Origin of the sequence: Pseudomonas rubra, from assembly GCF_028656935.1 — a bacterium.
Classification (GTDB): domain Bacteria; phylum Pseudomonadota; class Gammaproteobacteria; order Pseudomonadales; family Pseudomonadaceae; genus Aquipseudomonas; species Aquipseudomonas rubra.
This window is the reverse complement of record NZ_JAMDGZ010000004.1, coordinates 1-16,468: the sequence shown is the minus strand read 5'-3', so window position 1 is coordinate 16,468 and position 16,468 is coordinate 1. Positions and strand designations below refer to the sequence as shown.

Annotated in this window: 14 protein-coding genes and 1 other RNA gene; 9 read left to right on the top strand and 6 right to left on the bottom strand. The window is 60.3% G+C overall.

The window, feature by feature from the left end; genetic code table 11:
- Positions 1 to 106: 106 nt before the first annotated feature.
- Entirely contained in the window at positions 107 to 2,026 is a 1,920-nt protein-coding gene (gene dnaK, locus M5G17_RS02345) for a molecular chaperone DnaK (protein WP_273891398.1), read from the bottom strand.
- A 101-nt stretch (positions 2,027 to 2,127) separates the two neighbouring features.
- Positions 2,128 to 2,685, bottom strand: a complete 558-nt coding sequence (gene grpE / locus M5G17_RS02340; RefSeq protein WP_273891397.1) for a nucleotide exchange factor GrpE — start codon at positions 2,683 to 2,685, stop codon at positions 2,128 to 2,130.
- A gap of 231 nt (positions 2,686 to 2,916) precedes the next feature.
- Here grpE and recN point away from each other — a divergent pair, with 231 nt between their 5' ends.
- Positions 2,917 to 4,590, top strand: coding sequence for a DNA repair protein RecN (gene recN / locus M5G17_RS02335; RefSeq protein ID WP_273891396.1), 1,674 nt, complete (start codon positions 2,917 to 2,919; stop codon positions 4,588 to 4,590).
- Positions 4,591 to 4,682: 92 nt separating this feature from the next.
- On the opposite strand, the gene fur is transcribed toward recN, so the two are convergent.
- Complete coding sequence (gene fur, locus M5G17_RS02330; protein WP_038998648.1) at positions 4,683 to 5,087, bottom strand: ferric iron uptake transcriptional regulator; 405 nt, start codon at positions 5,085 to 5,087, stop codon at positions 4,683 to 4,685.
- A 97-nt stretch (positions 5,088 to 5,184) separates the two neighbouring features.
- On the opposite strand from fur, the gene M5G17_RS02325 reads away from it, so the two are divergent.
- Complete coding sequence (locus M5G17_RS02325) at positions 5,185 to 5,709, top strand: outer membrane protein assembly factor BamE (RefSeq protein ID WP_273891395.1); 525 nt, start codon at positions 5,185 to 5,187, stop codon at positions 5,707 to 5,709.
- Positions 5,710 to 5,757: 48 nt separating this feature from the next.
- Here the strand turns inward: M5G17_RS02325 and M5G17_RS02320 are convergent, their stop codons facing one another.
- The gene (locus tag M5G17_RS02320; protein WP_273891394.1) at positions 5,758 to 6,075 is read right to left on the bottom strand and encodes an RnfH family protein; all 318 of its coding nucleotides are present in this window, start codon (positions 6,073 to 6,075) and stop codon (positions 5,758 to 5,760) included.
- Positions 6,068 to 6,502, bottom strand: a complete 435-nt coding sequence (locus tag M5G17_RS02315; protein WP_130266372.1) for a type II toxin-antitoxin system RatA family toxin — start codon at positions 6,500 to 6,502, stop codon at positions 6,068 to 6,070. The genes M5G17_RS02320 and M5G17_RS02315 overlap by 8 nt, the downstream gene beginning before the upstream one ends.
- A gap of 161 nt (positions 6,503 to 6,663) precedes the next feature.
- Between M5G17_RS02315 and smpB the strand changes: the two genes are divergently transcribed.
- Positions 6,664 to 7,146, top strand: a complete 483-nt coding sequence (gene smpB / locus M5G17_RS02310) for an SsrA-binding protein SmpB (protein ID WP_107026450.1) — start codon at positions 6,664 to 6,666, stop codon at positions 7,144 to 7,146.
- Between the two features lie 84 nt (positions 7,147 to 7,230).
- On the opposite strand, the gene M5G17_RS02305 is transcribed toward smpB, so the two are convergent.
- Positions 7,231 to 7,998, bottom strand: a complete 768-nt coding sequence (locus tag M5G17_RS02305; protein ID WP_273891392.1) for a GntR family transcriptional regulator — start codon at positions 7,996 to 7,998, stop codon at positions 7,231 to 7,233.
- Positions 7,999 to 8,251: 253 nt separating this feature from the next.
- On the opposite strand from M5G17_RS02305, the gene M5G17_RS02300 reads away from it, so the two are divergent.
- From M5G17_RS02300 to M5G17_RS02275, 6 genes are all read left to right on the top strand, one after another.
- The gene (locus tag M5G17_RS02300; RefSeq protein WP_273891391.1) at positions 8,252 to 9,919 is read left to right on the top strand and encodes a lactate permease LctP family transporter; all 1,668 of its coding nucleotides are present in this window, start codon (positions 8,252 to 8,254) and stop codon (positions 9,917 to 9,919) included.
- Between the two features lie 68 nt (positions 9,920 to 9,987).
- Positions 9,988 to 11,133, top strand: a complete 1,146-nt coding sequence (gene lldD, locus M5G17_RS02295; RefSeq protein ID WP_273891390.1) for an FMN-dependent L-lactate dehydrogenase LldD — start codon at positions 9,988 to 9,990, stop codon at positions 11,131 to 11,133.
- 78 nt (positions 11,134 to 11,211) lie between these two features.
- The gene (locus M5G17_RS02290) at positions 11,212 to 14,022 is read left to right on the top strand and encodes an FAD-binding and (Fe-S)-binding domain-containing protein (RefSeq protein ID WP_273891389.1); all 2,811 of its coding nucleotides are present in this window, start codon (positions 11,212 to 11,214) and stop codon (positions 14,020 to 14,022) included.
- Positions 14,023 to 14,095: 73 nt separating this feature from the next.
- On the top strand, positions 14,096 to 14,365 hold the full coding sequence (locus tag M5G17_RS02285; protein WP_273891388.1) for a hypothetical protein: 270 nt from the start codon (positions 14,096 to 14,098) through the stop codon (positions 14,363 to 14,365).
- 102 nt (positions 14,366 to 14,467) lie between these two features.
- Positions 14,468 to 14,859, top strand: a transfer-messenger RNA (tmRNA) gene (ssrA, locus tag M5G17_RS02280).
- A 112-nt stretch (positions 14,860 to 14,971) separates the two neighbouring features.
- Positions 14,972 to 16,453, top strand: coding sequence for a DUF6538 domain-containing protein (locus M5G17_RS02275; RefSeq protein ID WP_273891387.1), 1,482 nt, complete (start codon positions 14,972 to 14,974; stop codon positions 16,451 to 16,453).
- The last annotated feature ends 15 nt before the right edge of the window (positions 16,454 to 16,468 follow it).

Genomic DNA, 16,468 nt, shown 5'->3' with positions numbered 1-16,468 from the left:
AAATTCGGGTATTCCAGACACGCCAACGCGGGAGCAAGCCCCCGCGCGGCGACATCCTACCAGCCAACCCTCAAAAAACGGTCAACTGGCCGACAACCTGTAGCAATTACTTGTTGTCTTTGACTTCTTCAAACTCAGCGTCGACGACGTCGTCGTGCTTAGCTTCCGGCTCAGCCTGCTGAGCGCCACCCTGAGGCTGTTCGGCCGACTGCTCGGCGTACATCTTCTGGGCAACCGGGGCCGAGACCTTCGACAGCTCTTCGACCTTGGCGTCGATGGCAGCCTTGTCGTCGCCCTTGATGGCAGCTTCCAAGGCAACCACGGCCGCTTCGATGGCAGTCTTTTCGTCGGCAGTGACCTTGTCACCGGCGTCAACGACCATCTTGCGGGTCGAGTGAACCAGCGCATCACCCTGGTTACGGGCAGCGGCCAGCTCTTCGAACTTGCGGTCTTCTTCCGAGTTCGCTTCGGCGTCGCGGATCATCTGCTGAATTTCTTCATCAGACAGACCGGAGTTGGCCTTGATCACGATCGACTGGGTCTTGCCAGTGGCCTTGTCTTTAGCGCCGACATGCAGAATGCCGTTGGCGTCGATGTCGAAGGTCACTTCGATCTGTGGCACGCCACGTGGTGCTGGTGGAATGTCGGCCAGGTCGAACTTGCCCAGGGACTTGTTCTGTGCAGCCTGTTTGCGCTCACCTTGCAGCACGTGGATGGTCACCGCACCCTGGTTGTCATCGGCAGTCGAGAACACTTGCGACTTTTTGGTCGGGATAGTGGTGTTCTTCTCGATCAGCGCGGTCATCACGCCACCCATGGTTTCGATACCCAGGGTCAGCGGGCTGACGTCCAGCAGCAGCACATCTTTGACGTCACCGGCCAGTACCGCACCCTGGATGGCAGCACCCATGGCAACCGCTTCGTCCGGGTTGACGTCTTTACGCGCTTCTTTGCCGAAGAAGTCGGTAACCGCTTTTTGCACCATTGGCATACGGGTCTGACCGCCGACCAGGATCACGTCGTCGATCTTGCTGACGTCGATACCGGCGTCTTTCATGGCAATGCGGCATGGCTCGATGGTGCGCTGAACCAGGTCTTCTACCAGCGATTCCAGCTTGGCGCGGGAGATCTTCACGTTCAGGTGCTTAGGACCGGTGGCATCTGCAGTGATGTACGGCAGGTTGACGTCGGTCATCTGGCTCGAGGACAGTTCGATTTTAGCCTTCTCAGCAGCTTCTTTCAGGCGCTGCATGGCCAGCGGGTCACCCTTGAGGTTCATGCCGCTTTCTTTCTTGAACTCGTCGACGAGGTAGTCGATCAGACGGATGTCGAAGTCTTCACCACCGAGGAACGTATCACCGTTGGTGGCCAGAACTTCAAACTGGTGCTCGCCATCGACTTCAGCGATCTCGATCACGGAGACGTCGAAGGTACCGCCACCCAGGTCGTAAACGATCACGGTGTGATCGCCCTTGGCCTTGTCCATACCGTAAGCCAGAGCAGCTGCGGTCGGTTCGTTGATGATACGTTTCACGTCCAGACCGGCGATGCGGCCGGCGTCTTTGGTGGCCTGGCGCTGGCTGTCGTTGAAGTAGGCCGGAACGGTGATCACCGCTTCGGTCACTGGCTCGCCGAGGTAGTCTTCGGCGGTCTTCTTCATCTTCTTGAGGATTTCAGCCGAGATTTGTGGCGGCGCCATTTTCTGGCCGTTCACTTCAACCCAGGCGTCACTGTTGTCAGCCTTGACGATCTTGTACGGAACCATCTGGATGTCTTTCTGCACCACTTCTTCATCGAAGCGACGGCCGATCAGACGTTTTACCGCGTACAGGGTGTTGTGCGGATTGGTGACCGCCTGGCGCTTGGCCGACTGACCAACCAGGATTTCGCCATCGTTGGCGTAGGCAATGATCGACGGAGTGGTACGAGCGCCTTCGGCGTTCTCGATAACCTTGACGTTGCCGTTTTCCAGAATGGAGACGCAGGAGTTGGTGGTCCCCAGGTCGATACCGATGATTTTACCCATGTTAACTCTCCCGAAACTTGAATTTGGTTGCCGCAGCAGTGGTGGCTAACTGCGGTAATACTTGAATGCTTGACACTTAGATGGGGGCGCCGGGAACGATTTCAAGCCTGCTCGTCAATCGACGGCTGAACCGCTGCCGGGGCCTTGCTGACCACAACCATGGCCGGGCGCAGCAGGCGACCGTTGAGCTGGTAGCCTTTCTGGAACACCTTAAGCACGCTGTTGGGCTCGACTTCGGCGCTTTCCTGCATGGCCATCGCCTGGTGGTGTTCGGCGTTGAACGGTTCGCCGTGCGGGTCGATGGCTTCAAGGTTGTAGCGCTTGAGGGTGTCGTGGAACATTTTCAGGGTCAGCTCGATGCCTTCGCGCATCGGGCGAATACTCTCGTCGTCCGGGCTGGACAGCTCCAGGCCGCGCTCGAGGCTGTCGATGACCGGCAGCAGGTCACCGGCGAACTTTTCCAGGGCGAACTTGTGTGCCTTCTCAACGTCCTGCTCGGCGCGGCGGCGCACGTTCTGCAGGTCGGCGGCGGTGCGCAGGGATTGATCCTGGGCCGCCGCCAGCTGCTCTTCGAGCACCTGCACGCGGGCGCTCAGTTCTTGGCCGCCAGTCGCTTCGGCGTTCAGATTCTGTTCATCCAGCTGCTGTTCGTCAGCCATAAAATCTCTCCTCTCGAATAAGGTCTGCGAGCGTTACTCGCGCGTCTGCCGGCTATATGGGGTCGTAAAACCCAGGTTCAAGGGCCTGCAAGAGCACTTGCACACATTCACTCATAACCCATCGCAATCAGAACGCCGCCCTGATAACCAAATTGAACTAAAAACCAGCATTGTCAGCCACTCAAAAAACACTGTATAAATAACCAGACTTAACGCCTGGGAGCCGCCCCAATGCTGGTGCACCTGTCCGTACACAATTACGCCATCGTCGAACATCTGGACCTTGAACTCGCCCGCGGGATGAGCGTCATCACCGGTGAAACCGGGGCTGGCAAATCGATCATGCTCGACGCTCTGGGCCTGACCCTGGGCGATCGCGCCGACAGCGGCGTAGTGCGCCCCGGGGCCGACAAGGCCGATATCCTCGCCACCTTCGACCTGGCGGACATCCCCGAGGCACGCGCCTGGCTGGCCGAACGTGATCTCGACAGCGACGGCCCGTGCATCCTGCGCCGAGTGATCACCGCCGAAGGCCGCAGCCGTGGCTACATCAATGGCACACCCTGCCCGCTCGGCGACCTCAAGGCCCTTGGCGAGCTGCTCATCGACATCCACAGCCAGCACGAACACCAGTCGCTGCTGAAAACCGACACCCACCGCCGCTTGCTCGACGAGTACGCTGGCGCCACCGACCTCGCCCGCCAGGTACAGCTTGCCGCCCAGCGCTGGCGCCAGACCCGCCAGGAACTCGAGCGCCTGTCCAACTCCGGCGATGAGCAACGCGCGCAACATCAATTGCTCAGCTACCAGCTCGAAGAACTGGACAACCTCGGTCTGGGCGAAAATGAACTGGATCTGCTGGAGCAGGAACACAAGAACCTGACCAATGCCGAAGCCCTGTTTGGCATCTGTCGCCAGGTCATCGACCACTGCAGCGAAAATGACTCGGGCAACGTGCTCAATGCCCTGACCGCCAGCCTGAACCGCCTGACCGCCGTGCACAACGCACCCAAGGCCCTGGGCGAGGCGGCCACCCTGATCGCCAGCGCGCAGATCCAGGTAGAGGAGGCTGTTGGCGAGCTGAACCGCTTCCTCGACAACTTCGATGCTGACCCCGCGCGCCTGCAACAGCTCGAGGAGCGTCTCGACACCATCTATACGCTGGCCCGCAAACACCGCGTGCACCCCACCGAGCTGGCCGGCTTGCAGCAGCGACTGATGGAAGAGCTGGAAAACCTCAACGCCAACGACGAATCGATCGAGCGCCTGGGCGAAGAGCTGGTCGCCTATGCCCGTCACTACCAGGACAAGGCAGGCGAATTGAGTGCCTTGCGCCAGCAAGCCGCCAGCCAGCTTGCCAGCGCGGTGGAGCAGGAGATCCAGCGCCTGGGCATGCCCGGCGGGCGCTTTAGCATCGAGCTGCGCGCCAACAACGGCGACGACCTGCAACCCCAGGGCCTGGAACAGGTCGAGCTGCTGGTCAGCGCCAACCCCGGACAACCGCTCAAGGCCTTGGCCAAGGTCGCGTCCGGCGGCGAGCTGTCGCGGATTAGCCTGGCAATCCAGGTGATCACCGCACAGACCTCGCGCATCCCGACCCTGGTGTTCGACGAAGTCGACGTCGGTATCGGCGGGCCAACGGCAGAGATCGTCGGCCAGTTGCTGCGCCGCCTGGGCGAACGCGGCCAGGTACTGACCGTCACTCACCTGCCGCAAGTGGCCGCCCAGGGCCATCATCATCTGTTCGTGCACAAGGTCCGCAACAGCGATGCCACCCATACCGCCGTCGCCAGCCTGGGCAAGCGCGAGCGCGTTGAAGAAGTTGCCCGCATGCTCGGCGGCATCGACCTGACCAAGGAATCCCTGGCCCATGCACGCAAAATGGTAGTCACTAGCAAGGCCTGAGACGCCGCACCATTACTAAATGCAGTCAGGCACAAAGCACGAAGGCGACCCCAGGGTCGCCTTCAGTACTTCTGCAGCAATGTAAAAATTGCTTACTTTTTCTTGCGTACGTACAGAACCAGATTGTGGTCAACCAGTTCGAAGCCGTGTTCGGCAACGATTTCCTTCTGACGCTTTTCAATTTCACTGTCGAAGAATTCGATGACTTCGCCGGAGTCGACGTTGACCATATGGTCGTGATGACCACCATCAGCCAATTCGAACACAGCGTGGCCGCCATCGAAGTTGTGGCGCACGACCAGACCTGCGGCCTCGAACTGGGTCAGAACACGGTAAACCGTGGCCAGACCGACGTCCTCGCCCGCTTCCATCAGCGCCTTGTAGACATCCTCAGCACTCATGTGACGCTGCTCGGTAGAGTCGAGCATCTGTAGAATTTTTACTCGAGGCAGTGTCACCTTGAGACCGGCTTTGCGCAGTTCGCTATTTTCAACCATGGTCAGCTTTCTCGCCGATGCTGCTTCGCAGCTTCTCTGAATACGGGTATGATCGGGGTTTACGTTGTCCAGCCAAGATAGTGGAAGTCGCCCACCGATGCAAAACACCAAGCTCTTGCTAACCAGCCTCACCCTCGTGGGACTGCTCGCACTCGCCGGTTGCTCGTTCCCCGGGGTTTACAAAATCGACATCCAGCAGGGCAATGTCGTCACGCAAGACATGATAGACCAATTGCGCCCGGGAATGACCCGCCGGCAAGTACGGTTTATCATGGGCAACCCGCTGATCCAGGATACCTTCCACACCAATCGCTGGGATTACCTGTACAGCCTGCAGCCTGGTGGCGGTGAGCGCCAACAGGAGCGCATGAGCATCTTCTTCAACGAGAACGATCAGCTCAGCAGCCTGTCCGGTGACTTCATGCCCGGCGTCAGCCGCGACCAGGAAATCCTCGGTGGCAGCAGCGACACTACCGTCAGCCCCGCCGGCAGCAGCGAACCTGCAACGCAGGAAAAACCTGCCAAGCCTGGCTCACTGGAAGACACCATCCAGAAAGACGTGGACACCATCGAGGTCACCCCGGTACCGATGCCAGAGCCGCTGGACACCTCACCGCAGTAAAGCGGATAAAAAAGCCCGGATCAGTCCGGGCTTTTTATTGTCTTCGATTCAGCGCCTGGCTTTCTTGAAAACCCTGGCGACCTTGGCCGCGCGCTGCTTACGCACCTCTTTCGGGTCTGCCAGCAAGGGCCGGTAGATCTCGATGCGATCACCCGCCTCGACCTTGTGCCCTTCAGGGTTGGTAATCACCCGGCCAAAGATTCCGACCGAACAGCCCTGAACATCAGCCTCGGGAACATGCGCGGCGATTGCCGACAGTTTCAGCGCTTCATTAATGGTCGTACCTGCCGGCACCTCAACACTGAGCAGCACCTGTCGCTCGATCCCGGCATACACCACCTCGATCGCTAGCAACACCTCAGACATGGAGTTGCTTGGCACGCTGACAGAAGGCATCGACCAGGGTATTGGCGGCCTGATTGAACAGTGGCCCCAAGGTGGCACGCACCAGTGGCCCGGCGTAATCGAAAGACAGGTCGAGGCTGATCTTGCAGGCTTTGTCGCCCAACGGCTTGAACACCCAAACGCCATGCAACTGGCTAAAGGGGCCCTCTTCAAGGTTCATTTCGATGGACTGACCCGGCACCAGTACATTGCTGGTAACAAACTGCTGGCTCATGCCTCCCTTTGCCACTTCAAGGCGTGCACGCATGTGCGTATCGCTTTCTTCCATCACGGTGCTGGACGAACACCAGGGCAGGAACTCCGGGTAGCGCGCCACATCATTGACCAGGTCGTACAGGGCCTGGGCGGGATAGGGCAGCAGGGCCGAACGTTGAATATGGGTAGTCATCCAGGGGTCAATTCCAAAGCTGAGCGGCACACACAACCAGAATGCCGAGGGGCGCCACAGGGCGCATCAAGAGCGGGCATTGTCCGGGATTCACGGCAATGGCTCAAGCGCACCGCTACCCCGTAGCCGACAGCGCAACGACTGCCTATAATGCCGCCCCTATGGCTAAACAAACGAAACATCCGACAGGGACCATCGCGCAGAATAAAAAGGCGCGTCACGATTACTTCATCGAGCACAAGTTCGAGGCCGGATTGGTCCTGTCCGGTTGGGAAGTAAAAAGTCTGCGTGCCGGCAAGGCGCACCTGACCGATAGTTATGTGGTGCTCAAAGATGGCGAAGCCTGGCTGATGGGCAGCCATATCACGCCGCTGACAGCCGCCAGTACTCACGTCATCGCCGACCCGACACGTACCCGCAAACTGCTGCTCAACCGTCGTGAGCTGGAACGCCTGCACGCGGCCGTCCAGCAAAAGGGCTACACCTGCGTCGCCTTGTCGATCTATTGGAGCAAGCACTTGATCAAGTGCGAGATCGCGCTGGGCAAGGGCAAGAAGGAATACGACAAGCGCGATACCCAGCGCGAGCGCGATTCCGACCGCGAATTACAGCGCGCGGTGCGTAACAAGGGCAAGGAAGACTGATTTCAGTCTGGCTTTGACTCATCGCGGGGCAAGCCCCCACAGGGTTTAAGTGACCCTTGTGGAAGCGGGCTTGCCCCGCGATTGCTAGCGCCCGCTTCGGCGCTCCGCCCGCGCCACCCGCTGAACTTCCTGGCGCACTTCGTCGAGCACTTCCTGCACATAGGTAATGTGCCGGCTGGACACTTCGCGAGCCTCCTCGGCACGCCCCTCGACAATCGCCAGGTACAGCTCGCGGTGCTGACTGATGAGCATGTCGCGGGTTTCGGCACGCTGCTTGTACATTCCGCCGATATTGGTCACCACGTTACGCTTGAGCAGGTCGAACAGGCCACGGATGGTGTGCAGCAGCACAGCATTATGGCTGGCCTCGGCGATCGCCAGGTGGAAGCGCGCATCGGCCGCACCCTCCTCGGCCCGATCCACTTCACCCGCGCGGGCGTAGCAATCCTGCAAGGTATCGAAGGCCGCCTTGAGCCGTTGGCGGTCCGGTTCGGTAGCGCGGATCGCCGCATAATAGGCGCACGATGCCTCCAGGGTATGCCGGAATTCCAGCAAGTCGCGCTGTGCTTCAGGGTTGCTCTCAAGCAACTGCAGCAATGGGTCACTGAAGGTTGAGCCGAGAGATTCGGCCACGTAGTTGCCGCCGCCCTGACGACTGACCAGCAAGCCTTTGGCCACCAGTTTCTGGATCGCTTCGCGCAACGACGGTCGTGACACGCCGAACTGTTCGGCCAGCGCCCGCTCGGCAGGCAGGCGCTGACCGGCCGTCAAGGTGCCCTCAAGAATCATCCCTTCCAGCCGTTCGACGATATCGTCGGACAAACGGCGTTGGCGGACCTGATCAAAAACCATCACATGCTCTCCACAATCCCGAGTGCGTTCGGGGCTGTCTATTCTGGCGCATCCGCGACCCGCCGACACCCATCAGTTGGCAAATTTCCCTGCCGCTCAGGCCCCCTTTACCGAGCAAACCCGACGAAAGTTTTCCTGGGACAAATTGACACAGCCGCAAGGAGGCTTTTAACCTAGCGCCTCGACATTGTAAATTGGTCTTACCAATTATCCAATGCCAGTGCTGACCAACAACAATTAGGGGCCACCCCATATGCAAACCTGGCAACAGCTTTACAGTCCGCTTGGTAGTCTTGGCCTGTCCGCGCTCGCGGCAGTCATCCCAATCGTGTTCTTCTTCCTCGCGCTGGCGGTGTTCCGCCTCAAGGGCCATGTGGCGGGCAGCATCACGCTGGGCCTGTCGATCCTGGTGGCGATCTTTGCCTTCCAGATGCCCGCCGACATGGCCCTTGCCGCCGCCGGATACGGCTTTGCCTATGGCCTGTGGCCGATTGCCTGGATCATTGTCGCCGCCGTATTCCTGTACAAGCTGACGGTCAAGAGCGGCCAGTTCGAAGTGATCCGCAGCTCAGTACTGTCGATCACCGACGACCAGCGCCTGCAGGTGCTGTTGATCGGCTTCTGCTTCGGCGCCTTCCTCGAGGGTGCGGCAGGTTTCGGCGCCCCCGTGGCAATTACCGCGGCCCTGCTGGTGGGCCTGGGCTTCAACCCGCTATACGCAGCCGGCCTGTGCCTGATCGCCAACACCGCGCCAGTAGCCTTCGGCGCCCTGGGCATTCCGATCATCGTGGCCGGGCAGGTCACCGGGATCGATGCATTCAAGATCGGCGCCATGACCGGTCGCCAACTGCCACTGCTGTCGCTGTTCGTGCCGTTCTGGCTGGTGTTCATGATGGACGGTCTGCGCGGCGTCAAGGAAACCTGGCCCGCTGCCCTGGTCGCCGGCCTGAGCTTTGCCGTGACCCAGTACTTCACCTCGAACTTCATCGGCCCGGAACTGCCGGACATCACCTCGGCCCTGGCCAGCCTGGTTTCCCTGACCCTGTTCCTCAAAGTCTGGCAGCCCAAGCGCTCGTTCGCTGGCGCCAAAGGCAGCGTCGGCGCCGCAGTGGTCAATGCCGGTGGCAGCCAGCCTTCGCCTTACAGCCTGGGTGAAATTTTCAAAGCCTGGTCGCCGTTCCTGATCCTCACCGTGCTGGTCACCGTTTGGACCCTCAAGCCGTTCAAGGCTGCCTTCGCCGCCGGCGGCTCGATGTACAGCTGGGTGTTCAACTTCGCCATCCCGCACCTGGATCAACTGGTGATCAAGAGCGCACCAATCGTTGCCACCCCGACGGCGATCCCGGCGGTGTTCAAGCTCGACCCGATTTCAGCCACAGGCACGGCGATCTTCTTCTCGGCGCTGATCTCTATGCTGGTGCTGAAGATCAACTTCAAAACTGGTCTGACCACTTTAAAAGAGACCTTCTACGAGCTGCGCTGGCCGATCCTGTCGATCGGCATGGTCCTGGCCTTCGCCTTCGTCACCAACTACTCGGGCATGTCCTCGACCATGGCCCTGGTCCTGGCCGGTACCGGCGCGGCGTTCCCGTTCTTCTCGCCGTTCCTCGGCTGGCTGGGCGTGTTCCTGACCGGCTCAGACACCTCGTCCAACGCCCTGTTCAGCTCGCTGCAGGCCACCACCGCACACCAGATCGGGGTCAGCGACACCTTGCTGGTGGCCGCCAACACCAGCGGCGGCGTAACCGGCAAGATGATCTCGCCGCAGTCCATCGCCGTGGCCTGCGCCGCCACCGGCCTGGTCGGCAAAGAGTCGGACCTGTTCCGCTTCACCCTCAAGCACAGCTTGTTCTTCGCCACCATTGTCGGCCTGATCACACTGATCCAGGCCTATTGGCTGACCGGCATGCTGGTTCACTAAAGTGTCAGGGGCCGGGCGCGTTATGGCGCGCCCGGCAGCCGCCCCTTTAACCAACGCTGCGAGACCTCATGATCATCTCTGCCTCTACCGATTACCGCGCAGCCGCTCAACGCAAGCTGCCGCCGTTCCTGTTCCACTACGCCGACGGCGGTGCCTACGCCGAGCACACGCTGCGCCACAACGTCCAGGACCTGGCCAGTATCGCCCTGCGCCAACGCGTCCTGAAGAACATGTCGCAACTGAGCCTCGAGACCCAGCTGTTCAACGAAACCCTGAGCATGCCGGTGGCCCTGGCGCCCGTCGGCCTGACCGGCATGTACGCACGCCGCGGCGAGGTCCAGGCGGCCCGCGCTGCAGCGGCCAAAGGCATTCCGTTCACGATGTCGACGGTATCGGTGTGCCCGATCGAAGAAGTGGCGCCGGCCATTGACCGGCCGATGTGGTTCCAGCTTTACGTGCTCAAGGACCGCGGCTTCATGCGCAACGCCCTGGAGCGCGCCAAGGCCGCAGGCGTCACCACCCTGGTGTTCACCGTGGACATGCCGGTGCCCGGCGCCCGCTACCGCGATGCCCACTCTGGCATGAGCGGCCCGAATGCACCGCTGCGCCGCGTCTGGCAGGCCATGACCCACCCGCAGTGGGCCCTGGATGTCGGCCTGCTGGGCAAACCACACGATCTGGGCAACATTTCCAAGTACCGTGGCAGCCCTACTGGCCTGGCCGACTATATCGGCTGGCTCGGTGCCAACTTCGACCCGTCTATTTCCTGGAAGGATCTGGAGTGGATCCGCGACTTCTGGGACGGCCCGATGGTCATCAAGGGCATTCTCGACCCTGAAGATGCCAAGGATGCGGTGAAATTCGGCGCAGACGGTATCGTCGTTTCCAACCACGGCGGTCGCCAGCTGGACGGCGTGCTGTCCAGTGCCCGCGCGCTTCCGGCCATTGCCGACGCAGTAAAAGGTGACCTGAAGATCCTCGCCGACTCCGGCATTCGCAGCGGCCTGGATGTGGTGCGCATGATCGCCCTGGGCGCCGACACCGTGCTGATCGGCCGCGCGTTCCTGTACGCCTTGGCCTGCGCCGGTGAAGCCGGGGTGAAAAACCTGCTGGACCTGTTCGAAAAAGAAATGCGCGTGGCCATGGTGCTGACGGGCGCCAAATCGATCAGCGAAATCAGCCGCGACTCGCTGGTCCGCGAACTGGGTGCCTGATTGCCGCGCCTTCGAATCACAGCCTGATTGACCGGGGTACGCGGCGCATCAGACGCCACTGCCCCGTGAGGAGATTGCATGAGTCTGCCCGCCGCGTTCCTCGACTCGGTCGCACGCCTGATACCCGGCGAGCGACGGTTCGACGACCCGCTCTCGACCCTGGCCTTCGGCACCGATGCCAGTTTCTACCGGCTGATCCCCAAACTGGTGGTGCGGGTCGAGTCCGAAGACGAAGTGGTCGCCCTGCTCCAATTGGCCCAGCGCGAGCGTGTGCCGGTTACCTTCCGCGCCGCGGGTACCAGCCTGTCCGGCCAGGCCATCAGTGATTCGCTGTTGATCGTGCTCGGCGATAACTGGAACGGCCGCGAGATTCGCCACCAGGGTCAGCAGATCCGCCTGCAGCCCGGGGTCATCGGCGCCCAGGCTAATGCCTGGCTGGCGCCGTTCGGACGCAAGATCGGCCCGGACCCGGCCTCGATCAACGCCTGCAAGATCGGCGGCATCGTCGCCAACAATGCCAGTGGCATGTGCTGTGGCACTGCGCAGAACACCTATCACACCCTGGCCGGCATTCGCCTGGTGCTGGCCGACGGCACGCGCCTGGACAGCGAAGATCCGGCCAGCGTCAGCGCCTTCGAAAAAAGCCACGCCAGCTTGCTCGATGATCTGGCGCGCCTGGCGCGGGAAACCCGTGCCAATACCGAACTGGCAACTAAGATCCGCCACAAGTACCGCCTGAAAAACACCACTGGCCTGTCGCTCAATGCCCTGATCGACTTTGACCAGCCGCTGGATATCCTCAATCACCTGCTGGTCGGCTCCGAAGGAACTTTGGGCTTTATCAGTGCGGTGACCTACGACACAGTGATCGATCACCCGAACAAAGCCTCGGCGCTGATTGTCTTCCCGGATGTAGAAACCTGCTGCAACGCCGTCACCGTGCTGAAAAGCCAACCGGTGTCGGCTGTGGAGCTGCTCGACCGGCGCAGCCTGCGTTCGGTGCAGGACAAGCCCGGCATGCCGGCCTTTGTCCAGCAACTGTCCGAAAGCGCCTGTGCGCTGCTGATCGAATCCCGTGCGGCGACCCAGGCGCTGCTGCACGAACAACTGGCACAGATCATGGCGTCGCTGGCGAGCTTCCCGGTGGAGAAGCAGATCGACTTCACCGAAGACGCCAAGGAAAACGCCAAGCTCTGGGCCATTCGCAAAGACACCTTCCCCGCCGTCGGCGCCGTACGCAAGACCGGCACCACCGTCATCATCGAAGACGTGACCTTTCCGGTCGAGCAACTGGCCATCGGCGTCAATCGCTTGATCGCGCTGTTCGACAAGCACCGCTATGACGAAGCCATCCTGTTTGGTCACGCCCTGGAAGGCAACCTGCACTTCGTCTTCACCCAAGGCTTCAACAGCGCCGAAGAAGTCGCCCGTTACCAGGCTTTCATGGACGACGTCGCACAACTGGTGGCAGTGGAATTCGGTGGTTCGCTCAAGGCCGAGCACGGCACCGGGCGTAACATGGCGCCCTTCGTCGAGCTGGAATGGGGCAGCGATGCCTACCAGCTGATGTGGCAGCTCAAGCACCTGCTCGACCCCAATGGCATCCTCAACCCGGATGTGGTGCTCAGCCACGACCCGCAGATCCATCTGAAGAACCTCAAGCCGTTGCCCGCCGCCGACGAAATCGTCGACAAGTGTATCGAATGCGGTTTTTGCGAGCCGGTCTGCCCGTCCAAGGGGCTGACCCTGAGCCCGCGCCAGCGCATCGTTATGTGGCGCGATATCCAGGCAAAGAAACGTGCCGGCAGCGACACCCATGAGCTGGAGCGCGACTACCAGTACCAGGGCATCGACACCTGCGCCGCCACCGGCCTGTGCGCCCAGCGCTGCCCGGTGGGGATCAACACTGGCGAGCTGGTGAAAAAACTGCGCGCCCAGACCGCCGGCCACGTCAAGACCGCCGACTGGCTGGCTGACAACTTCCACGCCGCCCTCAGCGGTGCGCGCTTCACCCTGCAGGCGGCCAATGGTGCGCGCCGCTTGCTCGGCGCGCCGCGCCTGAGTCGCCTGAGCGCCGGCCTGAGCAAGCTCAGCCATGGTCGCGTGCCACAATGGACAGCGGCCATGCCGCAACCGCTCAAGGCCATTCAGTTGCCCCCGGCCAACAACGACGCACGTCCGCGAGTGGTGTACCTGGCCGCATGTGTCTCCCGGGTCATGGGCCCGGCGGCGGCTGATCGCGAGCAAACCTCATTGCTGGACAAGACCCGTGCCCTGCTGGAAAAAGCTGGTTACCAGGTGGTGTTCCCCGACAACCAGGACAGCCTTTGCTGCGGCCAGCCGTTCGCCTCCAAGGGCTACGCCGAGCAGGCCGAGCACAAGCGCCAGGAGCTGATCACTGCCCTGCTCCACGCCAGCCGTGGCGGCCTTGACCCGATCTACTGCGACACCAGCCCGTGCACCTTGCGCCTGGTCCAGGACCTGGCCGAAACACGCCTGGACCTGTATGACCCTGTGCGTTTCATCCGCACTCACCTGCTCGACAAACTGGAGTTTACCCCCCAGGACGAGCCGGTCGCCGTGCACGTGACCTGCAGCACCCAACACCTGGGCGAAAGCCAGGCGCTGATCGACCTGGCCCGGCGTTGCAGCAAGCAGGTGGTGGTTCCCGAGGGCATTCACTGTTGCGGCTTTGCCGGCGACAAGGGTTTCACCACCCCTGAGCTCAACGCCCATTCGCTGCGCAGCCTCAAGGATGCGGTGCAGTATTGCAGTGAAGGGATCTCCACCAGCCGCACCTGCGAGATTGGCCTGTCGAACCATGGCGGGATCGATTATCACGGTCTAGTTTATCTGGTGGACCGCGTGACCCGGGCGCGAGCAATCTGAACCCCAGGCAAGCAGTGCAGTCCATCCCTTTAGGCCCCTGTTTCCCGAGGCCTTCCCAGCCAAGGAGATTCACATGAAGCGTACTGCGATTTGCGCACTGTTCATTGCCACCGGACTGCTTGCCTCACCTGTATTCGCAGACGAGGACCTCTGCGCCAGCAACCTGCAAAAAATTAACGATACCGTGGCAACCCAAGGCGGCACCTCCGAAAGCCTCGACGATGCAGTGAAAAAGAACGTCGACGACGCCAAGGCGGCTCAGGCTGCGGGCAACACCAAAGATTGCATTGCCATCACCAGCAAAGTCATCGAGCGCCTGGAGAAAACCGAGAAAGGCCAGTAACTCTTCGAGCGGGCGACCAGACCAGCAGTCGACGTCGCCCGACCGATGGCGTATACTCACCCCCAAGCGTTGAAAAACGCTTACAGCTAGAGCGCAACACATGGGGCCGATTAGGATTCGACGCCGGTAGTGAAACTCTAGGTGCATGCCGAGTTGGTAACAGAACTCGTAAATCCACTGTTGCAACTTTCTATAGTTGCCAATGACGAAAACTACGAGGGTTACGCTCTCGCTGCGTAAGCAGCTGAGCCCGCTCTCCTGGTAGCTTCGGCTCCAGCAATCACTAGGGGATGCCTGTAAACCCGAAGTGATTGTCATACAGAACAGGATCGCCGTGCAGTACGTTGTGGACGAAGCGGCTAAAACTTACACAACTCGTCCAAAGCACCCTGCCCGTCGGGCGGCTGCGGATTAACTCAATAGACACGGCTAAGCATGTAGTACCGACAGCGGATCACTGGCGGACGGGGGTTCAAATCCCCCCGGCTCCACCATCACCCAACACAGAGCCCCGTTTACGGGGCTTTGTGCTTTCTGGCACTGCCGTTTCCGGCAGGTGTGCCATTGAGGTGTGACACTCCTGTGGGGCATCACTCGGCTCCCAATATGAAGCGCAATCCTTCCTTCCTCACGCTGAATCGCCATGGCACCTTCTATTTCCGTATTGTGATTCCCCTCCCCCTGCGTAATCTACTCAACGGACAGCGCGAAATCAGGCGAACCCTGAAAACCGACAGCCACAGATTGGCCTGCAAGCGTGCTCGGCAGTATGCTGCCCGCTATGAAGCAACCTTTGACAGAGTGATGAGTGTGGTGAAGCGCGATGAGCTCGGCCTTACTGAATCCGATTACACTGAACTGATGGAGCTGCTCCCGGACTTTTCTAGTCCAGTAGATGAACACAAGCCGGATGAGCCAATCCTATCGAACGAAGAGATTGAGGCTCGACAGCGCCGCCGGGAGGTGGAGCGCTTACTTGCTGGCGCTTGTGGCCGTCCAATCCCCAATGAGTTAGAGCCACTAGCAAAACAGCTGCTTGAAATGTCCCGGTGCTACCAGCCAACAGAGCTTCGCTCCGCATTGCCAAAGCTTCGAGATGAGTTGGTGCGAATCAGCATCAGTTCTAATCTCGGTTACGCTGAAGCTACAAAATCACCCAATACGCTATCGAATCACGACCCTGCAATGTCCGACTGGACTTTGTACCAGGTGTGGCAGCACCAGCTAGAGCGCGACAAGGCCGACCTTTCCTCAAAAGGTGGCCAGGCCAACCATGGAGGCACGCTGGAAGAGAGAGAACGCCGCGCTCGCGTAATGACTGTTCTTACACAGCACAAGCCTGTAATTCAACTGAGCAAGCACGATTGGCAAGCAGCCTACGATGCTGCACGAAAAATTAAGAGCGGCGCCACGGCATCTATATCGCCAACACCAACCCCACTAAACGAGCTTCTGACAGACGACCCTGAGCAGATGACCGGGCACGAGCGAGTAAGCGCCCTCATTGCATCAATGAAACAGATACAAAACCATGCCAGACACATCGACCTGACTTCAGTCAGAGTCGATGACTTGATTATTAAGCCCGTGCGGAAAAGAGAAAATAAGCGCAGTCGTGATGGCGAGCCCTTCTCGTCGGACGATGTGGAGGCAATTTTTTCTGGATTTATCTACCAAGGCGTAGTCCCAAATGACCGGACCAAAGCGTATCCGTATTGGTTCTGGATGCCCCTGGTAGGCTACTTCACAGGCGCCCGCACTAACGAGATAGCGCAGCTGGATACGAGCGACATCAAGGAGGTTTGTGGCTATCCATGCTTCCACTTCTGTGCGGACGATCCGAAGACCCCCGAAGCAAAGCGGATCAAAACCGACGAGGCCCGGCAAGTGCCGATTCATCCTCGCCTGATTGAGCTTGGCTTCCTTGAGTATGTGGACAGTCAGCGACGAGAGAAACAGAAGAAGCTGTTTGGCGATGGCCTCACATACCTCCCCTCGCGGAGTGGCGCTACTGACCATAATAAGGAAGGCTGGGCCAAAGCTGCTGGCAAGTTTTTCAACGAGCAACCCAAGGGGTATTTAGTGTAAGGGCTCCATGAACCC